Raw genomic sequence first — 19,693 nt, 5'->3', positions numbered from 1 at the left:
TGACAAGTGTTTTGATAAAAAAAGTAAAATTATAAAGAAAGTACTTCCTGGATTTCTTGGTAAATAGCTTGATTCTCTTCCAAACTATAAGAATTAGCTCCACTGGCTAAAGGATGTCCGCCACCATTATGACGTTTAGCTATTTCATTAATGATGTGTGACTTACTACGTAGGCGCACACGATAATGCCCATCGCTTTGTTCAACGAAAATTGCCCAACTTTCTACAATATCAATTTTTCCAGGTACACCAACGATTGCAGCAGTCTCTGCATCTGTTACATCAAAGCGTTTTAAGTCTTCTTGTGTTAAAGTAACGCATGCAGCGCCGTTCTTGTCAATTTTAAGTTGTTCAAAAATGAAGCCTTGTAATTTTGCAATTTTGAAAGGAAAGGAATCCATTTGACGTGCCATTGCAGAAAAATCAAAGTCAAATTCACGAAGCTTGCTAGCAATCTTCAGTGTTTTACTTGTGGTAGCAGGATATAAAAAGCGTCCTGTATCTCCTACAATACCATTATATAGAACTCTTGCTGCACTTGTTGATAACAACAAATCACAAGAAAGAGCAAAGTCTGTCACAATTTCACTTGCACTAGAGGCGTTAGTATCTACATAAGAGAGATCTCCATAGATTTCATCGTTTGGATGATGGTCAATTTTAATTAAAAAGTCACCTTTTTTATAACGTTCATCATCAATGCGTGGGGTATTTGCTGTATCTGTAACAATAACAAGAGCGCCTTGATAGTCTTGGTCGGTCACTTGATCCATTTTAGCAATCCAAGTGAGTGTGGGTTCGTCAAAACCAGTAGCAAGTACTTTTTTCTTTGGGAAATTATGCCTGATGATATCCCTTAAGCCGATTTGGCTACCAAGAGCATCAGGGTCTGGTCTCATATGTCGATGGATAATGATGGTGTCGTACTCTTTGATTTTATCAAGAATTTGTTGAAAAATAATCATTTTTTACCTACCTAACTGTTTTGTCTTTTAGTGAAGAACAAGGCTATATCGTTGACTATATTATAGCTTAAATCTTTTATTGAGGAAAGAAATTAAGATAGCGGTCACAATGTTTGTTTATTTTTATATGATGATATGTTATTTTTTTATAAAATTCGGATACTGCTAAATAATAATCTTTTTTATAATAATATTTTGTAAATGTATTGCTTTTTAGCTAACTTTTGTTAATATAGTAAAAATGCTTTTTAATAGGAGATAAATTATGACACAAGCAGTATTAAAAGAATTGGCTAAGGCGGAGTTGCATTGTCATCTAGATGGCTCACTTTCTTTACCAGCTATTAGAAAATTGGCTAATATGGCTGATATAATACTGCCGAGTAGTGATAAAGAATTAAGAAAATATGTTATAGCTCCAGCTCAAACAGAAAGCTTAGTAGATTACCTTAAAACGTTTGAGTTTATCAGACCGCTTCTTCAAACGAAGGAAGCATTACGTTTTGCTGCTTATGATGTTGCTAGACAGGCAGCTTTAGAAAATGTTATTTATATTGAGATTCGTTTTGCGCCAGAACTCTCTATGGATAAAGGTTTAACTGCAAGTGATACAGTCCTTGCAGTCTTAGAAGGTTTAGCAGACGCTCAGAAAGAATTTAATATCGTTGCACGCGCTCTTGTTTGCGGTATGCGCCAATCGTCTCATAAAACGACCAAGGACATTATTAAACACATTGTTGATTTGGCTCCCAAAGGCCTGGTAGGTTTTGATTTTGCAGGTGATGAATTTTCCTATCCAACAGATAGTTTAGTAGATCTTATTCAGGAAGTAAAACGCTCAGGTTACCCGATGACTTTGCATGCAGGTGAGTGTGGTTGTGCTAAGCATATTGCGGATAGTTTAAATTTAGGGATTAAGCGTATGGGACATGTGACCGCTTTAACAGGACAGAGGGATTTAATAAAGCGATTTGTCGAAGAAGATGCTGTAGCAGAGATGTGTTTAACTAGCAATTTACAAACGAAAGCAGCCTCAAGTATTCAAAGTTTTCCTTATCAAGAACTTTATGATGCTGGAGGTAAGATTACAATTAATACAGATAATCGTACTGTTTCCGATACAAATTTGACGAAAGAATATAGTCTTTTCGTAACTTATTTTGGAACGAAAATAGAAGACTTTCTTGTTTTTAATCAAAACGCTGTGAAAGCCTCCTTTACAAGTGATTCAGAGAAAGATACTTTACTACATAAGCTACAAGAAAACTATGACAGCTATCTAAAATAATCTTCACGATTCTTTAAAAATATGATAGAATAGTGGTAATTTACAAGTGGAGGAAGATATGGCTTTAGCAAAGATTGTTTATGCTAGCATGACCGGAAATACTGAAGAAATTGCTGACATTGTTGCTGATAAATTACGTGACTTGGGTCTAGATGTTGAAGTAGAAGAGTGTACGATGGTTGATGCTGCAGATTTTGAAGATGCTGACATTGCAATTGTTGCCACTTATACATATGGTGATGGAGATTTACCAGATGAAATCGTGGACTTTTATGAAGATTTAGCAGAAGTTGATTTATCTGGTAAAGTTTACGGCGTAGTAGGTTCAGGTGATACTTTCTATGATTACTTCTGCAAATCTGTTGATGAGTTCGAGGCTCAATTCGCATTAACAGGAGCACAAAAAGGTGCTGATTGTGTTAAAGTTGATTTAGCGGCAGAAGACGAAGACATTGAAAACTTAGAAGCTTTTGCTGAAGAAATTGCTTCTAAACTTAACTAAGCTACCAAAAAGACGAACACGAGTCGTCTTTTTAACTTTTTTACCATCTTTTGTAACTAGAATATGAGATATAGATATGGAATTAGAAGAGATTCGTCAAGAAATAGATGAAATAGATCAGCAATTGGTAAGCCTTTTAGAAACTAGAATGGGTCTAATTTTAGAGGTCATAGCATTTAAAAAGAAACACCGACTTCCAGTTTTAGATAATAATCGTGAAAACGAAGTGCTTAACAATGTATTGAAGAAAGTCCAAAATCATCAATTTGACGATGTGATACGAGCAACTTTCAAAGACATTATGACAGAATCTCGTGTTTATCAAAAGGAGAATATTGTAGACGGTGATTAAACGATTTGATAATTATGCTCAGTACGTACTTGTTTTAGGGTTTAGCTTACTAATCGGTGGTGTGGTTGGGGCTATTACAGCAGTCTTTGGACGTGTTCTATTATTCCTGACAGCCTTTAGAAGTGATTATATAGCTTACCTACTCCCTTTTCTTAGCATTGTTGGTTTATTTATAGTTTTTGTCTATCAAAAATTTGGGGGTAAGAGTGTTAAAGGGATGGGATTGGTATTTGAAGTAGGTCATGGTAATGAGGAGACTATTCCGAAACGTCTTGTTCCTCTCGTGATATTAACAACTTGGTTAACCCACTTATTTGGTGGTAGTGCAGGTCGTGAGGGGGTTGCTGTACAGATTGGGGCTACCGTTTCACACTACTTTCAAAAATATTGCCGTTTACAAAACGCTTCTCAACTTTTCCTAGTAATGGGAATGGCAGCAGGTTTTGCTGGTTTATTTCAGACTCCTTTAGCTGCTACTTTTTTTGCGATCGAAGTTTTGGTAGTAGGTCGTTTAATGGTTTCGTATATATTACCAAGTTTAATTGCTGCTCTGACAGCAAATTTCGTCTCACATTCTTTAGGTTTAGAAAAATTTTCTCATAGTATAGCAACATCAATGGCGTTAACACCAGATATTATTCTAAAATTATTGGTTTTAGGACTATGTTTTGGTCTGTGTGGCAATTTATTTGCTTATTTATTGGCTAAAGCTAAATTAATTGCTTCTAGTAGGTTACTAAACCCATATAAACGGATTTTCACACTTGGATTGTTAGCTACTTTTTTATTGTTTATCTTCCATTTTGGACGATATTCAGGACTGGGAACAAATCTAATTGAGGCTAGCTTCACTAATAAGAATCTTTATGATTATGATTGGTTGTTAAAATTGTGTTTGACAGTTATTACTTTGGCTGCAGGTTATCAGGGAGGAGAAGTAACTCCCTTATTTGCAATAGGAGCAAGTTTAGGAGTGATTATTGCGCCCATTTTAGGTTTGCCAGTTATTTTAGTTGCTGCTTTAGGCTATACTAGCGTTTTTGGGAGTGCAACGAATACTCTGTTAGGTCCTATCTTAATAGGTGGCGAAGTCTTTGGCTTTGCCAACACTCCTTATTTTGTTATTGTATGTCTTGTTGCTTACTCCATATCACATGCTCATACGATTTATGGTGCTCAATCTAGATAGTTAGTGATGAGTTTTAAAAGAGTTTATCAGTTTATAGAACGGAATATTCCGTTCTCTTTTTTATTCTCTTAAAGTTTATAAAAATGAAGTTTGTAAATTTTATGAATGCAAAAATTATGTGGCTAATATAATTTTCTTCAAAGAAATTGATTTTATGATTGTCATTAAAATACTGTAAAATCCAATTGAATGTGTAAGAACTTAGGTTAGGATAATGTCTACAAGCATTTAAGTCGCGATGGTGAAATGCATTAGAAGATAAAAAGTTGATGTGGATTTCAACTTTATGGGAAAGAGTCAGGTGACACGAAAGCTAATATAGAAAACGTAGTTTAAAAAATCATATAATATTAAATGAATTAAACTCTCAAAAATCAGAAAAAAGCTAACCTAGAAACAGTAAATCAAATTTCAATAATATACAAATAACTATTCTAAAGGATGACACCTTGTTCTTCTAGATAAAATAGCTTTACAAGTAGGTTAAAATTTGGTAGAATTGTGAGAGTGTGTAATGGACGCACAAAAAACGGCTAATCCGCTGAGACAAGTACTTAAGATTAGTAAGAGAAGGAGAATAAAAATGAATCCATTAATTCAAAGTTTGACAGAAGGTCAACTTCGTTCTGATATCCCTGAGTTCCGTGCTGGTGATACTGTACGTGTTCACGCTAAAGTTGTTGAAGGTACTCGCGAACGTATTCAGATCTTTGAAGGTGTTGTTATCTCACGTAAAGGTCAAGGAATCTCAGAAATGTACACAGTACGTAAAATTTCTGGTGGTATCGGTGTAGAGCGTACATTCCCAATTCACACTCCTCGTGTTGATAAAATCGAAGTTGTTCGTTATGGTAAAGTACGTCGTGCTAAACTTTACTACTTACGCGCATTGCAAGGTAAAGCTGCACGTATTAAAGAAATCCGTCGTTAATTTTGATGATCAGATTTTAAAAATGCTTGGTTGTTTGAGGATAGTAACTATGTTTTAAAACTGGACAACCAAGACGTAAAAAATCTGCCTGTGGGCAGTTTTTTTACTAGGTCCCCTTAGTTCAATGGATATAACAACTCCCTCCTAAGGAGTAATTGCTGGTTCGATTCCGGCAGGGGACATATTCATTGCATGTAAATAGCGGTTTAGAGCTATTTTGCCCCAAATTTCTCTGATTAAGTTTATCGTTCCTATCTTTTTGTTCTTGTAATTGATGTGCGTAAACTTCTAAAGTGATATTTAAATTCTCGTGATCTAAAACTTGAGAGATGGAAATTAGATAGCTTGCAAATGTATGCCTGAGAGAGTGCACTCGTACCTCGCGACCAGTTATTTTTCGGATAGTTTTATTGACTGCATTATTTGAAAGTTTGTCGAATAATCTGTCGTTTTTATTTTTTGTAAATTCATGCAAAAAAAATAATGTATCATTGTCAATTGGTATATTTCTGATACTACTTTTGTTTTTTGTTGGCAGGTATCTTTGGTTGAAATGATAATCCCAAGTTTTATTAATTGATAAATATTTGTTAGTGTAATCAATATCATTAACTGTTAAACCTAAACATTCAGCGAAGCGCATGCCAGTTTTAGCGATGAGGTATAACGCTGCATACGATTGATGTTGTGATTTTTCTTTACAAATTTTTATCAAGCGTAAGTATTCATTGGTTTCAAGAAATTTTATCTCTATTTACGCCCCTTATTTTTTGCTTTAACCTTAGTGAATAAACAAAAATTTTTTTCTATATATCCCTCGTGAACAGCCATGGATACGCAGGCTTTTACATGTATGTTAAAACGCTTTACTGTATCTTGCACATGCGTTTGACTATAATGATTTATGACTTGTTGATATTTAGTGGAAGTAATATTGCAAAGTAATATATTTCCTATTATATGTTTATACGATATTCGATATTCCCACCCGTTGTCGCGTTTACGGAAATACGCCATTGATATACTCCACATTAGCTAAAGAACAGGGTGTTCAAGGCTACCTTGATGGAAAAGGCTCTCTTAGAGATATTTGTAAATGGTATGATATCTCAAGTCGCTCTGTTCTCCAAAAGTGGATAAAACGGTATACTAGTGGTGAAGACTTGAAAGCCACTAGTAGAGGATATAGCCGTATGAAACAAGGAAGGCAAGCCACATTTGAAGAACGTGTAGAGATTGTTAACTACACCATTGCCCATGGGAAAGACTATCAAGCAGCTATTGAGAAGTTTGGTGTTTCCTACCAACAAATTTATTCTTGGGTGCGTAAGCTTGAGAAGAATGGCTCACAAGGTTTGGTTGATAGACGTGTGAAAGGGTTGGAGAGTAGGCCTGATTTAACCGAGATTGAGCAACTTTAACTCAAGATTAAACAATTGGAGGAACGTAATCGTCTCTTAGAAATCGAGGTTAGTTTACTAAAAAAGTTAGAAGACATCAAACGAGGAAACAGACGGTAAGACTAGGTAAGCATTTAGCGGAGTTCCAAGTAATCAAGAATTATTACGATGAGGAATCTAATGTGCCTATTCAGGCCTTATGCCAACTCTTGAAGGGGTCTCGTTCAGGCTATTACAAGTGGCTCAATCGTCAAAAAACAGATTTTGAGACAAAAAATACAAAGCTAATGGCTAAAATCAAGGAACTTCGTAGACTCTACAATGGTATCTTAGGTTATCGCCGTATGACAACATTTATTAATCGTCAACTTGGGACAACTTAAAACAAGAAACGGATTCGTTGATTGATGAACATTCTGGGGATTAGTTCAGTCATTCGTCGTGTTAGCCATGCTTGTACAAAAGCTGGTGACAGATTTTACGAAGAAAATATTCTTAATCGTGAATTTACAGCCACAGCTCATAACCAGAAATGGTGCACAGATGTCACCTATCTTCAATACGGTCTGGGAGCTAAAGCTTATCTCAGTGCGATTAAAGACCTGTATAACGGTTCTATTATCGCTTATGAGATTAGTCACAACAATGAAATCCACTTGTTATGAAGACCATTAAAAAGGGGCTAGAGCTCAATCCAGGAGCCACACCTATCATCCATAGCGATTGAGGTAGTCAATATACTTCCAAAGAATACCGTTATATCATACAACAAGCTGGTCTGACCTTATCCATGTCCCGGATTGGCAAATGTATTGATAATGCACCAACTGAAAGTTTCTTTGGGTTTTTCAAGACTGAGTCTTACCACCTTAAGAAATACAACTCTTATGATGAGTTGGTCAATGATGTGGCACGTTATATCGAATTCTACAACACACAACGTTATCAATCAAAATTAAACAACCTGACTCCTCTAGAATTCAGGAATCAGGTTGCATAACTTATCTTTTATTATTTGACTGTCTACTTGACAGGGAGCCGTTCAGATTGCTTAACCTTTCTAAATTTGCTAAAATAGCTACAAGAAAACGAGCCATTTAATGCTTATTTCTTATACTGTCTTGCCTCACGCTCTCCTCGACCAAAAATTGAGCGTGAGGCTTTTTGTTTCATTAAACGATGATATTTCCATATTCATCAGTTTGTTTTCCGAGAGCCATCAAAGCTTCGATAAGGTCGATAATTCCAGGAATAAAGGTAATACTAAAAATAATATATAAAAAAACCTGGCCTATTTTTCCTGCGTAAAATTTATGCGCTCCAATGCCGCCCAAAAGAACGTTAATAAAACATAAACTACTATGTTAGCATAAGACTTTATTTTTACAACTGAATTTCATATAAATGGATTAGAGTAAGGGATAAAAGAAATTAGCATAGCTCTTTTGAAAATAAAAAAATTAATATAATATGGAAAAAATTTTATTTCATAAACGTTTCATAAAAGGTATGTAATCTAGTATTTAGGCAACACTATTTTGTCACTGGTGTCTAGTAACTTATAGATTGATAATTTTACTAGTAAACGTAATTCTTCGCTTTAAGAGTTAAATGTCTATTTATTGTAAGCTAAATTGGGAGGTGAACTTATGTAAAATTAGATAGGTACTGTCAAGTACGGGATGATTATTGAAACAGCCAGTATGCATCATAAAATCTGTATTGCTTAATAACTATTTCCTTAACCAGACATCAGTTCATTATTTATCATCGCTACCCTAAGTCTAGTTTTTTCAATAGAGCATTAGGTAGTTTTTGATAATAAAACTATATAAACATGAGAATTAGATTTCGTATTGCATTCTTCATAATGAGTTATTTGAGATTTTCCTTTGAATAAATAGATACGAAATTCAGTAACTTCATATATAAACGGCTCTATCATTGAGATAGTTTGTCAAATGAAGAAATTTTTAATGGAAATAGTTTTAAAAACATTAGTTGTAGGCGATGTAAAAATATTAATCCAGTGGATGCAATAGTTGCGGAGTAAAAATAGAGAGGAGTAATTAGGAAGTGATAAAAAATGCTATAGCATATATTACCAGAAAAAAAAATAGAACACTTATTATATTTGCTATTTTAACAATTGTTCTTTCTTGCTTGTATTCATGTTTAACAATAATGAAATCAAGTAATGAAATAGAAAAGGCTTTATATGAAAGTTCTAATTCTTCAATATCAATTACAAAAAAAGATGGTAAATATTTTAATATTAATCAATTTAAGAATATTGAAAAAATAAAAGAGGTTGAAGAAAAAATATTTCAATATGATGGATTAGCAAAATTGAAAGATCTTAAAGTAGTTAGTGGTGAGCAAAGTATAAATAGAGAAGATTTATCTGACGAATTTAAAAATGTTGTTTCACTAGAAGCTACAAGTAATACTAAAAGAAATCTTTTATTTAGTAGTGGAGTATTTAGTTTTAAAGAAGGAAAAAATATAGAAGAAAATGATAAGAATTCAATTCTTGTTCATGAAGAATTTGCTAAACAAAACAAACTAAAATTGGGTGATGAAATTGATCTTGAATTACTAGATACGGAAAAAAGTGGAAAAATAAAAAGTCATAAATTTAAAATTATAGGAATCTTTTCTGGTAAAAAACAGGAAACATATACAGGATTATCATCTGATTTTAGCGAAAATATGGTTTTTGTAGATTATTCAACTAGCCAAGAAATATTAAATAAATCAGAGAATAATAGAATTGCAAATAAAATTTTAATGTATTCTGGTAGTTTAGAATCTACAGAGCTTGCCTTAAACAAATTGAAAGACTTTAAAATTGATAAGTCAAAGTATTCTATTAAGAAAGATAATAAAGCATTCGAAGAGTCTTTAGAGTCAGTGAGTGGAATAAAACATATAATTAAAATAATGACTTATTCGATTATGTTAGGTGGAATAGTTGTTCTTTCATTAATCTTGATTCTATGGTTAAGAGAAAGAATTTATGAAATAGGTATATTTTTATCTATTGGAACAACTAAGATACAAATTATAAGGCAATTTATATTTGAGTTAATATTCATATCAATACCAAGTATAATATCCTCCTTATTTTTAGGGAATCTACTATTAAAAGTAATTGTAGAAGGATTTATTAACTCAGAGAACTCAATGATTTTCGGTGGAAGTTTAATAAATAAAAGCAGTTTTATGTTAAACATAACAACACTTGCAGAAAGTTATTTAATATTAATAAGTATTATTGTTTTATCAGTTGTAATGGCCTCTTCATTAATATTATTTAAGAAACCACAAGAAATATTATCAAAAATAAGTTAGGAGCAAATAATGGATATATTAGAAATAAAGAATGTAAATTACAGTTACGCAAATTCTAAAGAAAAAGTTTTGTCAGGAGTAAATCAAAAATTTGAACTTGGAAAGTTTTATGCGATAGTAGGGAAGTCAGGAACAGGAAAATCCACACTTCTTTCCTTACTTGCAGGACTTGATAAAGTTCAAACAGGAAAAATCTTGTTTAAGAATGAAGATATAGAAAAGAAAGGATATAGTAATCACAGAAAAAATAATATATCTTTGGTATTTCAAAATTATAATTTAATAGATTATTTATCGCCGATTGAAAATATTAGACTAGTAAATAAATCAGTAGATGAGAGTATCTTGTTCGAATTAGGTTTAGATAAAAAACAAATAAAAAGAAATGTTATGAAATTATCTGGTGGTCAGCAACAAAGGGTAGCTATTGCTAGGGCACTGGTATCAGATGCCCCAATAATACTAGCTGATGAGCCTACCGGTAACCTAGACAGTGTTACTGCTGGAGAAATAATTAATATATTAAAGGAATTAGCTCAAGATAGAAATAAATGTGTAATAGTTGTAACACATAGTAAGGAAGTAGCAGATTCTGCGGATATCATTTTAGAACTAAGTGGTAAAAAGTTGAAAAAAGTAAATAAAATGAATTTGGAGGTTGAATAATGATAAAAAATGCATTTGCTTATGTAACTAGAAAAAGCTTAAAATCATTAATTATTATATTAGTTATTCTATCAATGGCAACTTTAAGCATCATTAGTTTATCTATTAAAGATGCCACAGATAGAGCTTCTAAGGAAACATTTGCTAATATAACAAACAGTTTTTCTATGGAAATAAATAGACAAGTAAATCCAGGAACACCTAGGGGTGGAGGAAATGTAAAAGGTGAAGATATTAAAAAGATATCTCAAACAAACAGTATAGACTCCTATGTAAAAAGAATAAACAGCGTCGCAGACCTAGTTGATCATGATATAATTGAAACTCAAGATACACTTGCAAATCAATCACCTGAAAGAGCAAAGAATTTTAAGAGAACAGTTATGTTAACAGGGGTTAATGACTCAGCAAAAGAAACAAAATTTGTATCAGAAGCATATAAGTTAGTAGAAGGAAAGCATTTAGAAAATAAAGATAAAAATAAAATTTTAATGCATAAAGATTTGGCAAAAAAAAACAATCTCAAAGTTGGAGATAAAATAAAAATAAAATCTAATTTGTTTGATGCTGACAATGAAAAAGTTGCAAATGAAACTGTAGAAGTAGAAATTAAAGGTTTATTTGATGGTCATAATAGCGGTGGGGTAAGTGCAGCACAAGAACTATACGAAAATACACTAATCACTGACGTTCATTCAGCTGCTAAAGTTTATGGTAATACAGAAGATACAGCCGTATACCAAGATGCAACATTCTTTGTAAAAGGTGATAAGAATCTTGATAGTGTAATAAAAGATCTTGGGAAACTAGATATAAATTGGAGAGAATATAATTTGATTAAAAGTTCATCAAATTATCCTGCGCTGCAACAATCTATATCCGGTATCTATTCTATTTCAAACAAATTATTTGTTGGCTCATTAATATTTGCAGGAGTTGTAGTTTCATTATTACTTTTCTTATGGATGAATGCCAGAAAGAAAGAAATAGCAGTATTACTATCATTAGGTATATCTAAATTAGAAATTTTTGGTCAATTTATAATCGAGATGGTATTTATATCCATTCCCGCACTTCTTGGATCTTATTTCTTAGCTCAATATACAGCTGATAAGCTAGGGAATAATATATTGAATAAAGTTACTGGCGATATAGCTAAACAAATAGCTAGACAATCTGCATCTAGTCAATTAGGCGGGGGGGCAGAAGCTGAAGGATTCAACAAGACTCTTTCAGGTTTAGATATAAATGTATTACCTAAATTCATAATTTATGTAGTTATATTTATGAGTTTTGTACTTCTTGTATCATTGATTCTTTCTTCAATTTATACATTAAGAAAGAATCCAAAAGAGTTATTAATTGATAATAATTAAAATTTTCGGTGATTTATATCACCGAATGTTTTTTGACTTATAAAAATCAAATAATATACTGTATAATATTATGTATAGATTTAAATGGAGGTATCTATGAAAATATTAACTGTTGAAGATGATAAGTTGATAAGAGAGGGAATAAGTGAATACCTTTCAGAATTTGGATATACTGTTATTCAGGCTAAAGATGGAAGGGAAGCCTTGTCAAAATTTAATAGTGATATAAACTTGGTTATCTTAGACATTCAGATACCTTTTATAAATGGATTAGAAGTGTTGAAAGAAATTAGAAAGAAAAGCAATTTACCAATTCTAATTTTGACTGCATTTAGTGATGAAGAATATAAAATTGATGCATTTACTAATTTAGTAGATGGATATGTAGAAAAACCATTTTCATTGCCTGTTTTAAAGGCTAGAATAGATTCTTTAATTAAGAAGAATTTTGGACATTTAGAGAAGTTTGAATATAAGAATCTTTCGGTAAATTTTAATAGTTATACAGCTAAAATAAATGATGAAAAAATAGATGTAAATGCAAAAGAACTCGAAATACTAAAATGTTTATTGGATAATGATGGACAAGTTTTAACAAGAATGCAAATTATTGATTATGTCTGGAAGGATAGCGAAGAGATCCCTTATGATCGAGTAGTAGATGTATATATAAAAGAACTTAGAAAAAAATTACAATTAGACTGTATAACTACTATAAGAAATGTAGGATATAAATTGGAGAGAAAATGAAGAAATTAAAAATATTCCCAAAAATGTTCATACAAATATTTTCTATTCTTGGAATACTAATTATATTAGTTCATTCATTATTCTTTTTTATCTTTCCTAAAACATATTTGGAGACGAGGAAAGTAAAAATCCACATTATGGCAGATGAAATTTCTAAAAATATGAATGGAAAAGAGTTAAAATATTTAGACCAAACTTTGGAGCTTTATTCTAAAAGTAGTGACATAAAGGTATTTATAAAAAAAAATAATAACAAAAATGAATTACAAATAAATGATAATATAAATGTTAATGTAAAAAGTGATAGTAATTCTTTAATAATTGAAGAAAGGGAAATTAAACTTCATGATGGCAAAAAAATACATCTTCAATTTGTTTCAACAGCTGATATGCAAAAAGACGCGAAAGACTTGAGCCTTAAGTTTTTACCATATTCTTTATCGATATCATTTCTTTTTTCCATTGTTATTTCTTTAATTTATGCTAAATCTATAAAAAACAATATACAAGAAATAACTATGGTTACTGATAAAATGATAAAACTTGACAAAGAAACAAGATTGAAAATTAGTTCTAATGATGAAATTGGACAACTAAAACAGCAAATCAATGACTTATATTGTGCTTTATTGAATACAATTAATGATTTGGAATTTAAAAATAAGGAAATTTTAAAGTTAGAAAAATTGAAATATGATTTTTTTAAGGGGGCGTCCCACGAACTTAAAACTCCTCTTTCCAGCCTAAAGATATTACTTGAGAATATGAAATATAATATCGGAAAATATAAAGATAGAGACTTTTATATCAGTGAGTGTATTAATATTGTAGATAACTTAACAAAGAATGTCTCGCAAATATTATCTTTTTATTCTATAAAAGACTTGAATAATGATGAAGAATATTTAAATGTTGGTGATACATTAGATGAAGTATTAGAAAAATACTCTATCTTAGTAAATCAAAAAAAAATAAATATTAATAAGGAATTATTAGACTATAATATTTATATAGGAAAAACGGCACTAAATATTGTATTTTCTAATTTGATTAGCAATGCAGTAAAATATACTAATCGAAATGGAATAATTAATATCAAAATAGCTAATGATTGGTTACTTATAGAAAACTCATATGATAAAAATAAAATTTCGAAAATAAATAAAATTTTAGATGCTAGTTTTGATCTAAAATTGGATAATAGTAATGGATTAGGATTAAATATAGTAAAGAATATACTTAATAAGTATAATATAAAGTATGAAATATTACATGGTGAAAATTATTTTATATTTAAAATAAAAATAATCTCTTGAGTAATAATCATACTATTGGACTAATGTCAAATAAGTAGACAGAAAACCGTGTTATTTTATTGCGTTAAAATAATTTTCTTCTTTCTGATTAGGGGTTAGTCCTAGATTAGCCGTATGTGGGTTGTAATTGTTATAAAAATTCTCAATGTATTCAAAGCAGTCTAATTGAACCTGTTTGATATTTTGATAATGTTTTCGGTTGATTTGTCTATGCTTTAAATACTTGAAAAATGCTTCAGTTACGGCATTATCATAAGGATATCTAGGTTTAGAAAAAGAATGCATGATATTGTTGTCATCAATTATTTTTCTAAATTCCCTGGCCTTAAATTGTGACCCTTGGTCGGAATGAAAGAGAAGTGTTCCTTCAATCTTTCTTTTATTAAGAGCTAATTCTAGAGTGTCACATGCTAACTTTGCATCCATACGATGACTCAGTTTCCAAGCAATATATTTTCTAGAATAGAGATCAATTATTGCGCAGAGATAGACATATTTCTTATATCCAATAGAAATATAGGTGAAGTCAGTAGACCATACTTGATTAGGTTTATCAGGATTAAATTTCTGGTTGAGTAAGTTTTGAGGATACGTTTTTTGAGTCTTTTTAAGAGCTGTTTTTGTCTTAACGGTAGCCATTTTAGGGAGCGCCATATCCTTCATCAGACGGTAAATTCTTCCTTCAGAGATTTTTGTGTCTTTTAAAACAGGTTATAACACACAAAGTGTTGTCTATTTTTATAGTATACATCCATACTCGCATAACCATGAGATAATCACTAAAACAAGAGTCGCCTGACACTAGCGACTCTTGTTTTTATTTGCTAAAGAAAGATATAGATGTTATGATTAATAAAAATAATAAGGAGGTGCAGTATGTCACAAGAAAAACTAAAATCAAAATTAGATCAAGCAAAAGGTGGTGCTAAAGAAGGCTTTGGCAAAATAACCGGTGATAAAGAGTTAGAAGCAAAAGGATTTATCGAAAAAACAATTGCTAAAGGCAAAGAACTAGCAGATGATGCTAAAGATGCTGTTGAAGGGGCAGTAGATGCTGTCAAAGAAAAACTGAAGTAACAAATAACCGCTCATTTAACGAGCGGTTATTTGTTATCTTTTTGTCTATCAGAACAGATATAGATGAGTTTAAAGAAGCGATTGATAAAGGCTATATTTCAGGGAACACAGTAGCGATAGTGCGTAAAAACGGAAAGATATTTGATTATGTGTTACTACACGAAGAAGTGAGAGAAGAAGAGGTTGTTACAGTTGAGAGAGTGCTTGATGTACTGAGGAAGTTATCATAATAACGGACCAAAATTCGCCCCAAAAAGTATTTTAAAATAGAATAAAATAAAAAAATATGCTTTTTATTATGGATGTATCGTGTATTTTAACCTTTAATATATCCTATTTTAATGGTAGAGAAGTTGGCAGGGGACATATTAAAACCTTTTTTGAGATGTTAGGAAGGATTTTATTCTTTAGACTAGTGTTGAGAAAATAACAAAACTTAAATAAGATTATTTAAGTTTTGTTTAAGGTGAACTTTGTATACTTTAAATATCCTAAATAAACTTTTCTTTTCATGTTCTTTGTTTTACTGATGAAGAACAATCTCCTAATATTTGCAACTCATAATGATTTGAGTTGCATTTTTTATTGCAAAAAATATAAGTCAGATTCTGAAAAAATGTTATAATAATTACCATGAATAAAAAAGGAAGTCCTATGTCACAAAAATCAAACTATTTTAAAGGGCAAATTGATTATGCTGTTGTGATACCAGTATTTTTTTTATTAATGATTGGTTTAGCCTCAATTTATGTTGCAACGATGAATGATTATCCTTCTAATATCTATATCGCGATGTTTCAGCAGGTGTCTTGGATTATTATGGGGTGTATTATTGCATTTGTCGTTATGCTTTTCAGTACTGAATTTTTATGGAAAGCCACGCCCTATCTGTATGCTTTAGGACTAACCCTAATGGTTCTTCCCTTAATTTTTTATAGTCCACAGCTTTTTGCGGCAACAGGTGCTAAAAATTGGGTGACCATTGGCTCGGTAACTTTGTTTCAACCGTCAGAGTTTATGAAGATTTCCTATATTTTAATGTTATCTCGAATAACTGTTAGTTTTCATCAGAAAAATCGCAAAACTTTTCAAGATGATTGGAAGTTGCTAGGATTGTTTGGTTTGGTTACATTGCCAGTGATGATTCTTCTAATGTTACAAAAAGATTTAGGAACAGCATTAGTTTTCCTTGCCATTTTGTCAGGTTTAATCCTTTTATCGGGCATATCTTGGTGGATAATCTTGCCAATTTTATCTACTATCGTTCTTTTTATAGCTAGCTTTTTGATGATTTTTATCTCACCAAACGGCAAGGAATGGTTTTATAATTTGGGGATGGATACATATCAAATCAACCGTTTATCTGCTTGGATTGATCCATTTAGTTTTGCAGACTCAATTGCTTATCAACAAACACAGGGTATGGTATCAATTGGAAGTGGCGGGTTAACAGGTAAAGGTTTTAATATTTTAGAGCTCTCGGTTCCTGTTCGTGAAAGTGACATGATTTTTACTGTCATTGCTGAGAATTTTGGCTTCATTGGTTCGGCGATTGTTTTAGGGTTATATCTCATTATCATTTACCGTATGTTAAGGATCACCATTGAATCTAATAATCAATTTTATACTTTTATATCAACTGGTTTTATCATGATGATTGTTTTCCATGTTTTTGAAAATATTGGTGCAGCAGTTGGTATATTACCTCTAACAGGAATCCCACTTCCGTTTATTTCGCAAGGTGGAAGTTCATTACTAAGTAATCTTATTGGAATTGGATTGGTCTTATCCATGTCTTATCAAAATACAGTTCGTCAGGCCAAGGCTAATGGATCACATTTGAAGTATCGTAGTATATAACAAAAAAAGGTTGGAAAGATAATCCAGCCTTTTAATAATCGAAATATTTTAGAGGAGTGAGTTAATTAAGTAAGGTGGTAGCTATAAAAAATCGTAATAATATGATATAATAAAGGGTATGAATTATCATGATTATATTTGGGATTTGGGTGGTACACTACTTGATAATTACGAAAGTTCCACACGTGCTTTTGTAGAGACTTTGAAAGAATTTGGATATCAAGCAGACCACGATAGTGTGTATCAAAAATTAAAAGAGTCAACAGCAGATGCAATTGCATATTTTATCCCTGAAGAAGCTGATTTTTTAAAAGAGTATAAGGCTAATGAAGCTAAGGTTTTGGAAACACCAATTCTATTCCAAGGGGCAAAAGAACTTTTAGCGAAAATTCAAAGACAAGGTAGTCGTAATTTTTTGGTGTCTCATCGTGATAATCAAGTTATAGTTATTCTGGAAAAAACAGAAATTATTGACTATTTTACAGAAGTAGTGACTGCTGATAACGGCTTTTCAAGGAAACCTAGTCCCGAGAGTATGCTTTATTTGAAAGAAAAATACCAAATTGATAATTGTTTAGTAATAGGCGATCGTGATATAGATAAGCAAGCAGGAGAATCGGCTGGTTTTGATACCTTATTAGTCGATGGGTCAAAATCATTGATGGAGATAATAGAGTAAATGACAGAAGAAACAAAGAATATGGAACAACGTGCTCAAGAATATGACGCAAGTCAGATTCAAGTATTAGAAGGTTTAGAAGCTGTTCGCATGCGTCCAGGCATGTATATCGGTTCGACTTCGAAAGAAGGGCTTCATCACCTTGTATGGGAAATTGTTGATAACTCAATTGATGAAGCCTTAGCTGGATTTGCAGGACATATTAAAGTTTACATTGAACCAGATAATTCTATTACAGTTGTTGATGATGGTCGCGGTATTCCGGTAGATATCCAAGAAAAAACTGGAAGACCAGCTGTAGAGACAGTTTTTACAGTTCTCCATGCCGGTGGTAAATTTGGTGGTGGCGGATACAAGGTTTCTGGTGGCTTACATGGTGTAGGGTCATCTGTTGTTAATGCATTGTCAACACAATTAGATGTCAAGGTTTATAAAAATGGCAAGATTCATTATCAAGAATACCAACGCGGTGTTGTTGTTAATGATCTTGAAATTATCGGTGATACTGACTTATCAGGAACAACAGTTCACTTTACGCCTGACCCAGAAATTTTCACTGAAACCACTGTATTTGATTTTGATAAATTAGCCAAACGTATTCAGGAATTAGCTTTTTTAAATCGTGGACTAAGAATCTCCATTTCAGACAAGCGAGAAGGTCAAGAAGTTGAAAAAGAATATCACTATGAAGGTGGTATAGGTTCATACGTTGAGTTTATCAATGAGAACAAAGAAGTGATTTTTGAAAATCCTATTTATACTGACGGTGAATTAGATGGTATTTCAGTTGAAGTAGCAATGCAGTATACTACTGGATATCAAGAGACTGTTATGAGTTTTGCAAATAACATCCACACTCATGAAGGAGGAACGCACGAACAAGGATTTCGTACTGCCTTGACACGTGTGATTAATGATTACGCTAAAAAGAATAAGATTCTCAAAGAAAATGAAGATAATTTAACTGGAGAAGATGTTCGTGAAGGTTTAACAGCAGTTATATCTGTTAAACATCCAAATCCACAATTTGAAGGACAAACTAAAACAAAACTTGGAAATTCTGAAGTTGTTAAAATTACAAATCGTCTCTTTAGCGAAGCATTCAATCGATTCCTATTAGAAAATCCACAAGTAGCTAAGAAGATTGTTGAAAAAGGAATTTTGGCATCTAAAGCCCGTATTGCAGCAAAACGGGCGCGTGAAGTAACACGTAAAAAGTCAGGCTTAGAGATTTCAAACTTACCTGGGAAACTGGCTGATTGCTCATCTAATAATGCTGAGATGAATGAACTTTTTATAGTGGAGGGAGATTCTGCGGGAGGGTCTGCAAAATCAGGACGTAATCGTGAGTTTCAAGCAATTTTACCGATTAGGGGTAAGATTCTAAACGTTGAAAAAGCTACAATGGATAAAATTTTAGCAAACGAAGAAATCCGAAGTCTCTTCACAGCTATGGGAACTGGATTTGGTGCAGATTTTGATGTATCAAAAGTCAGATATCAAAAATTAGTCATTATGACTGATGCCGATGTTGATGGAGCTCACATCAGAACTTTACTTTTAACTCTGATTTATCGTTTTATGCGACCTGTTTTGGAAGCAGGATATGTTTATATCGCTCAACCACCAATCTATGGTGTCAAAGTAGGAAGTGAGATTAAAGCTTATATTCAGCCAGGGGTCAATCAAGAAGAGGAATTACGTCAAGCTCTAGATACCTATAGTTCAGGACGTTCAAAACCTACTGTACAACGTTACAAAGGTCTAGGTGAGATGGATGACCATCAACTTTGGGAAACAACAATGGATCCTGAAAACCGCTTGATGGCACGTGTCTCAGTTGATGATGCAGCAGAAGCAGATAAGATTTTCGATATGCTAATGGGAGATCGAGTAGAACCACGACGTGAATTCATTGAAGCTAATGCTGTTTATAGTAACTTAGATATCTAGTCCAAAGATAGCTTTGAAAAACAGTTCAAGTATGC

18 protein-coding genes, 1 tRNA gene and 3 pseudogenes are annotated in these 19,693 nt (G+C 32.2%); 17 read left to right on the top strand and 5 right to left on the bottom strand.

The features are described 5' to 3' along the window. Positions 1-29: 29 nt before the first annotated feature. Positions 30-965 (bottom strand): DHH family phosphoesterase, encoded by a 936-nt coding sequence (locus tag HMPREF2818_RS09130; protein ID WP_000583239.1) that lies wholly within the window; start codon positions 963-965, stop codon positions 30-32. A 265-nt stretch (positions 966-1,230) separates the two neighbouring features. Here HMPREF2818_RS09130 and add point away from each other — a divergent pair, with 265 nt between their 5' ends. From add to HMPREF2818_RS09100, 6 genes are all read left to right on the top strand, one after another. Further along, entirely contained in the window at positions 1,231-2,253 is a 1,023-nt protein-coding gene (gene add / locus HMPREF2818_RS09125) for an adenosine deaminase (protein WP_000189639.1), read from the top strand. Between the two features lie 58 nt (positions 2,254-2,311). After that, the gene (locus HMPREF2818_RS09120) at positions 2,312-2,755 is read left to right on the top strand and encodes a flavodoxin (RefSeq protein WP_001162136.1); all 444 of its coding nucleotides are present in this window, start codon (positions 2,312-2,314) and stop codon (positions 2,753-2,755) included. Positions 2,756-2,831: 76 nt separating this feature from the next. Beyond that, a complete protein-coding gene (locus tag HMPREF2818_RS09115; RefSeq protein WP_000418127.1) occupies positions 2,832-3,107 on the top strand; it encodes a chorismate mutase in 276 nt (91 codons plus the stop codon). Further along, a complete protein-coding gene (locus HMPREF2818_RS09110; RefSeq protein ID WP_000595706.1) occupies positions 3,100-4,296 on the top strand; it encodes a voltage-gated chloride channel family protein in 1,197 nt (398 codons plus the stop codon). The genes HMPREF2818_RS09115 and HMPREF2818_RS09110 overlap by 8 nt, the downstream gene beginning before the upstream one ends. 583 nt (positions 4,297-4,879) lie before the next feature. Beyond that, positions 4,880-5,227, top strand: coding sequence for a 50S ribosomal protein L19 (rplS, locus tag HMPREF2818_RS09105; RefSeq protein ID WP_001068667.1), 348 nt, complete (start codon positions 4,880-4,882; stop codon positions 5,225-5,227). Between the two features lie 110 nt (positions 5,228-5,337). After that, a tRNA-Arg gene (locus HMPREF2818_RS09100) sits at positions 5,338-5,409 on the top strand. Positions 5,410-5,552: 143 nt separating this feature from the next. Here the strand turns inward: HMPREF2818_RS09100 and HMPREF2818_RS10400 are convergent. Further along, positions 5,553-5,942, bottom strand: a pseudogene (locus HMPREF2818_RS10400) (site-specific integrase); the annotation flags it as partial. Positions 5,943-5,977: 35 nt separating this feature from the next. Continuing rightward, complete coding sequence (locus tag HMPREF2818_RS10395; protein ID WP_001872365.1) at positions 5,978-6,244, bottom strand: hypothetical protein; 267 nt, start codon at positions 6,242-6,244, stop codon at positions 5,978-5,980. 5 nt (positions 6,245-6,249) lie between these two features. Between HMPREF2818_RS10395 and HMPREF2818_RS10390 the strand changes: the two are divergent. After that, a pseudogene (locus HMPREF2818_RS10390) lies at positions 6,250-7,627 on the top strand (IS3 family transposase); the annotation flags it as partial. Positions 7,628-7,799: 172 nt separating this feature from the next. Here HMPREF2818_RS10390 and HMPREF2818_RS10065 read toward each other — a convergent pair. Further along, positions 7,800-7,961 (bottom strand): TM2 domain-containing protein, encoded by a 162-nt coding sequence (locus HMPREF2818_RS10065; protein ID WP_000508795.1) that lies wholly within the window; start codon positions 7,959-7,961, stop codon positions 7,800-7,802. A gap of 742 nt (positions 7,962-8,703) precedes the next feature. Here HMPREF2818_RS10065 and HMPREF2818_RS09075 point away from each other — a divergent pair. The 5 genes from HMPREF2818_RS09075 (at position 8,704) to HMPREF2818_RS09055 (ending at position 14,089) form a co-directional block, all read left to right on the top strand. Then, positions 8,704-9,981 carry an ABC transporter permease gene (locus HMPREF2818_RS09075; RefSeq protein ID WP_000594361.1) on the top strand — a complete coding sequence of 426 codons (1,278 nt, stop codon included), beginning with the start codon at positions 8,704-8,706 and terminating at the stop codon, positions 9,979-9,981. A gap of 9 nt (positions 9,982-9,990) precedes the next feature. Continuing rightward, positions 9,991-10,647 (top strand): ABC transporter ATP-binding protein, encoded by a 657-nt coding sequence (locus tag HMPREF2818_RS09070; RefSeq protein WP_000353149.1) that lies wholly within the window; start codon positions 9,991-9,993, stop codon positions 10,645-10,647. Continuing rightward, positions 10,647-12,023, top strand: a complete 1,377-nt coding sequence (locus tag HMPREF2818_RS09065) for an ABC transporter permease (protein WP_000594351.1) — start codon at positions 10,647-10,649, stop codon at positions 12,021-12,023. The genes HMPREF2818_RS09070 and HMPREF2818_RS09065 overlap by 1 nt, the downstream gene beginning before the upstream one ends. A gap of 96 nt (positions 12,024-12,119) precedes the next feature. Beyond that, complete coding sequence (locus HMPREF2818_RS09060; protein ID WP_000699093.1) at positions 12,120-12,773, top strand: response regulator transcription factor; 654 nt, start codon at positions 12,120-12,122, stop codon at positions 12,771-12,773. Further along, positions 12,770-14,089 (top strand): sensor histidine kinase, encoded by a 1,320-nt coding sequence (locus tag HMPREF2818_RS09055; protein ID WP_000734169.1) that lies wholly within the window; start codon positions 12,770-12,772, stop codon positions 14,087-14,089. Before HMPREF2818_RS09060 ends, HMPREF2818_RS09055 begins: the two co-directional genes overlap by 4 nt. Positions 14,090-14,140: 51 nt before the next feature. Here HMPREF2818_RS09055 and HMPREF2818_RS09050 read toward each other — a convergent pair. Further along, positions 14,141-14,788, bottom strand: a pseudogene (locus HMPREF2818_RS09050) (IS3 family transposase); the annotation flags it as partial. A gap of 177 nt (positions 14,789-14,965) precedes the next feature. On the opposite strand from HMPREF2818_RS09050, the gene HMPREF2818_RS09045 reads away from it, so the two are divergent. The 5 genes from HMPREF2818_RS09045 (at position 14,966) to gyrB (ending at position 19,658) form a co-directional block, all read left to right on the top strand. Then, entirely contained in the window at positions 14,966-15,166 is a 201-nt protein-coding gene (locus HMPREF2818_RS09045; protein ID WP_000076708.1) for a CsbD family protein, read from the top strand. Positions 15,167-15,207: 41 nt separating this feature from the next. Next, positions 15,208-15,396 carry a competence regulator inhibitor paratox gene (locus HMPREF2818_RS10060; RefSeq protein ID WP_000027835.1) on the top strand — a complete coding sequence of 63 codons (189 nt, stop codon included), beginning with the start codon at positions 15,208-15,210 and terminating at the stop codon, positions 15,394-15,396. A 424-nt stretch (positions 15,397-15,820) separates the two neighbouring features. Next, positions 15,821-17,026 carry an FtsW/RodA/SpoVE family cell cycle protein gene (locus tag HMPREF2818_RS09040; RefSeq protein WP_000078930.1) on the top strand — a complete coding sequence of 402 codons (1,206 nt, stop codon included), beginning with the start codon at positions 15,821-15,823 and terminating at the stop codon, positions 17,024-17,026. A gap of 118 nt (positions 17,027-17,144) precedes the next feature. Further along, a complete protein-coding gene (locus HMPREF2818_RS09035; protein ID WP_001106189.1) occupies positions 17,145-17,705 on the top strand; it encodes an HAD-IA family hydrolase in 561 nt (186 codons plus the stop codon). Continuing rightward, positions 17,706-19,658, top strand: coding sequence for a DNA topoisomerase (ATP-hydrolyzing) subunit B (gene gyrB, locus HMPREF2818_RS09030; RefSeq protein WP_000134193.1), 1,953 nt, complete (start codon positions 17,706-17,708; stop codon positions 19,656-19,658). Positions 19,659-19,693: the final 35 nt, after the last annotated feature.

Source organism: Streptococcus sp. HMSC076H09 (genome assembly GCF_001811765.1).
Taxonomy (GTDB): domain Bacteria; phylum Bacillota; class Bacilli; order Lactobacillales; family Streptococcaceae; genus Streptococcus; species Streptococcus agalactiae.
This window is presented reverse-complemented; position numbering and strand designations above follow the sequence as displayed.

What these genes read in the sequence shown, in the direction of transcription:
- HMPREF2818_RS09130 (WP_000583239.1), bottom strand. Translation starts at nt 965, where the DNA reads ATGATTATTTTTCAACAAATTCTTGATAAAATCAAAGAGTACGACACC.
- add (WP_000189639.1), top strand. Translation starts at nt 1,231, where the DNA reads ATGACACAAGCAGTATTAAAAGAATTGGCTAAGGCGGAGTTGCATTGT.
- HMPREF2818_RS09120 (WP_001162136.1), top strand. Translation starts at nt 2,312, where the DNA reads ATGGCTTTAGCAAAGATTGTTTATGCTAGCATGACCGGAAATACTGAA.
- HMPREF2818_RS09115 (WP_000418127.1), top strand. Translation starts at nt 2,832, where the DNA reads ATGGAATTAGAAGAGATTCGTCAAGAAATAGATGAAATAGATCAGCAA.
- rplS (WP_001068667.1), top strand. Translation starts at nt 4,880, where the DNA reads ATGAATCCATTAATTCAAAGTTTGACAGAAGGTCAACTTCGTTCTGAT.
- HMPREF2818_RS10395 (WP_001872365.1), bottom strand. Translation starts at nt 6,244, where the DNA reads ATGGCGTATTTCCGTAAACGCGACAACGGGTGGGAATATCGAATATCG.
- HMPREF2818_RS09070 (WP_000353149.1), top strand. Translation starts at nt 9,991, where the DNA reads ATGGATATATTAGAAATAAAGAATGTAAATTACAGTTACGCAAATTCT.
- HMPREF2818_RS09065 (WP_000594351.1), top strand. Translation starts at nt 10,647, where the DNA reads ATGATAAAAAATGCATTTGCTTATGTAACTAGAAAAAGCTTAAAATCA.
- HMPREF2818_RS09060 (WP_000699093.1), top strand. Translation starts at nt 12,120, where the DNA reads ATGAAAATATTAACTGTTGAAGATGATAAGTTGATAAGAGAGGGAATA.
- HMPREF2818_RS09055 (WP_000734169.1), top strand. Translation starts at nt 12,770, where the DNA reads ATGAAGAAATTAAAAATATTCCCAAAAATGTTCATACAAATATTTTCT.
- HMPREF2818_RS09045 (WP_000076708.1), top strand. Translation starts at nt 14,966, where the DNA reads ATGTCACAAGAAAAACTAAAATCAAAATTAGATCAAGCAAAAGGTGGT.
- HMPREF2818_RS09040 (WP_000078930.1), top strand. Translation starts at nt 15,821, where the DNA reads ATGTCACAAAAATCAAACTATTTTAAAGGGCAAATTGATTATGCTGTT.
- HMPREF2818_RS09035 (WP_001106189.1), top strand. Translation starts at nt 17,145, where the DNA reads ATGAATTATCATGATTATATTTGGGATTTGGGTGGTACACTACTTGAT.
- gyrB (WP_000134193.1), top strand. Translation starts at nt 17,706, where the DNA reads ATGACAGAAGAAACAAAGAATATGGAACAACGTGCTCAAGAATATGAC.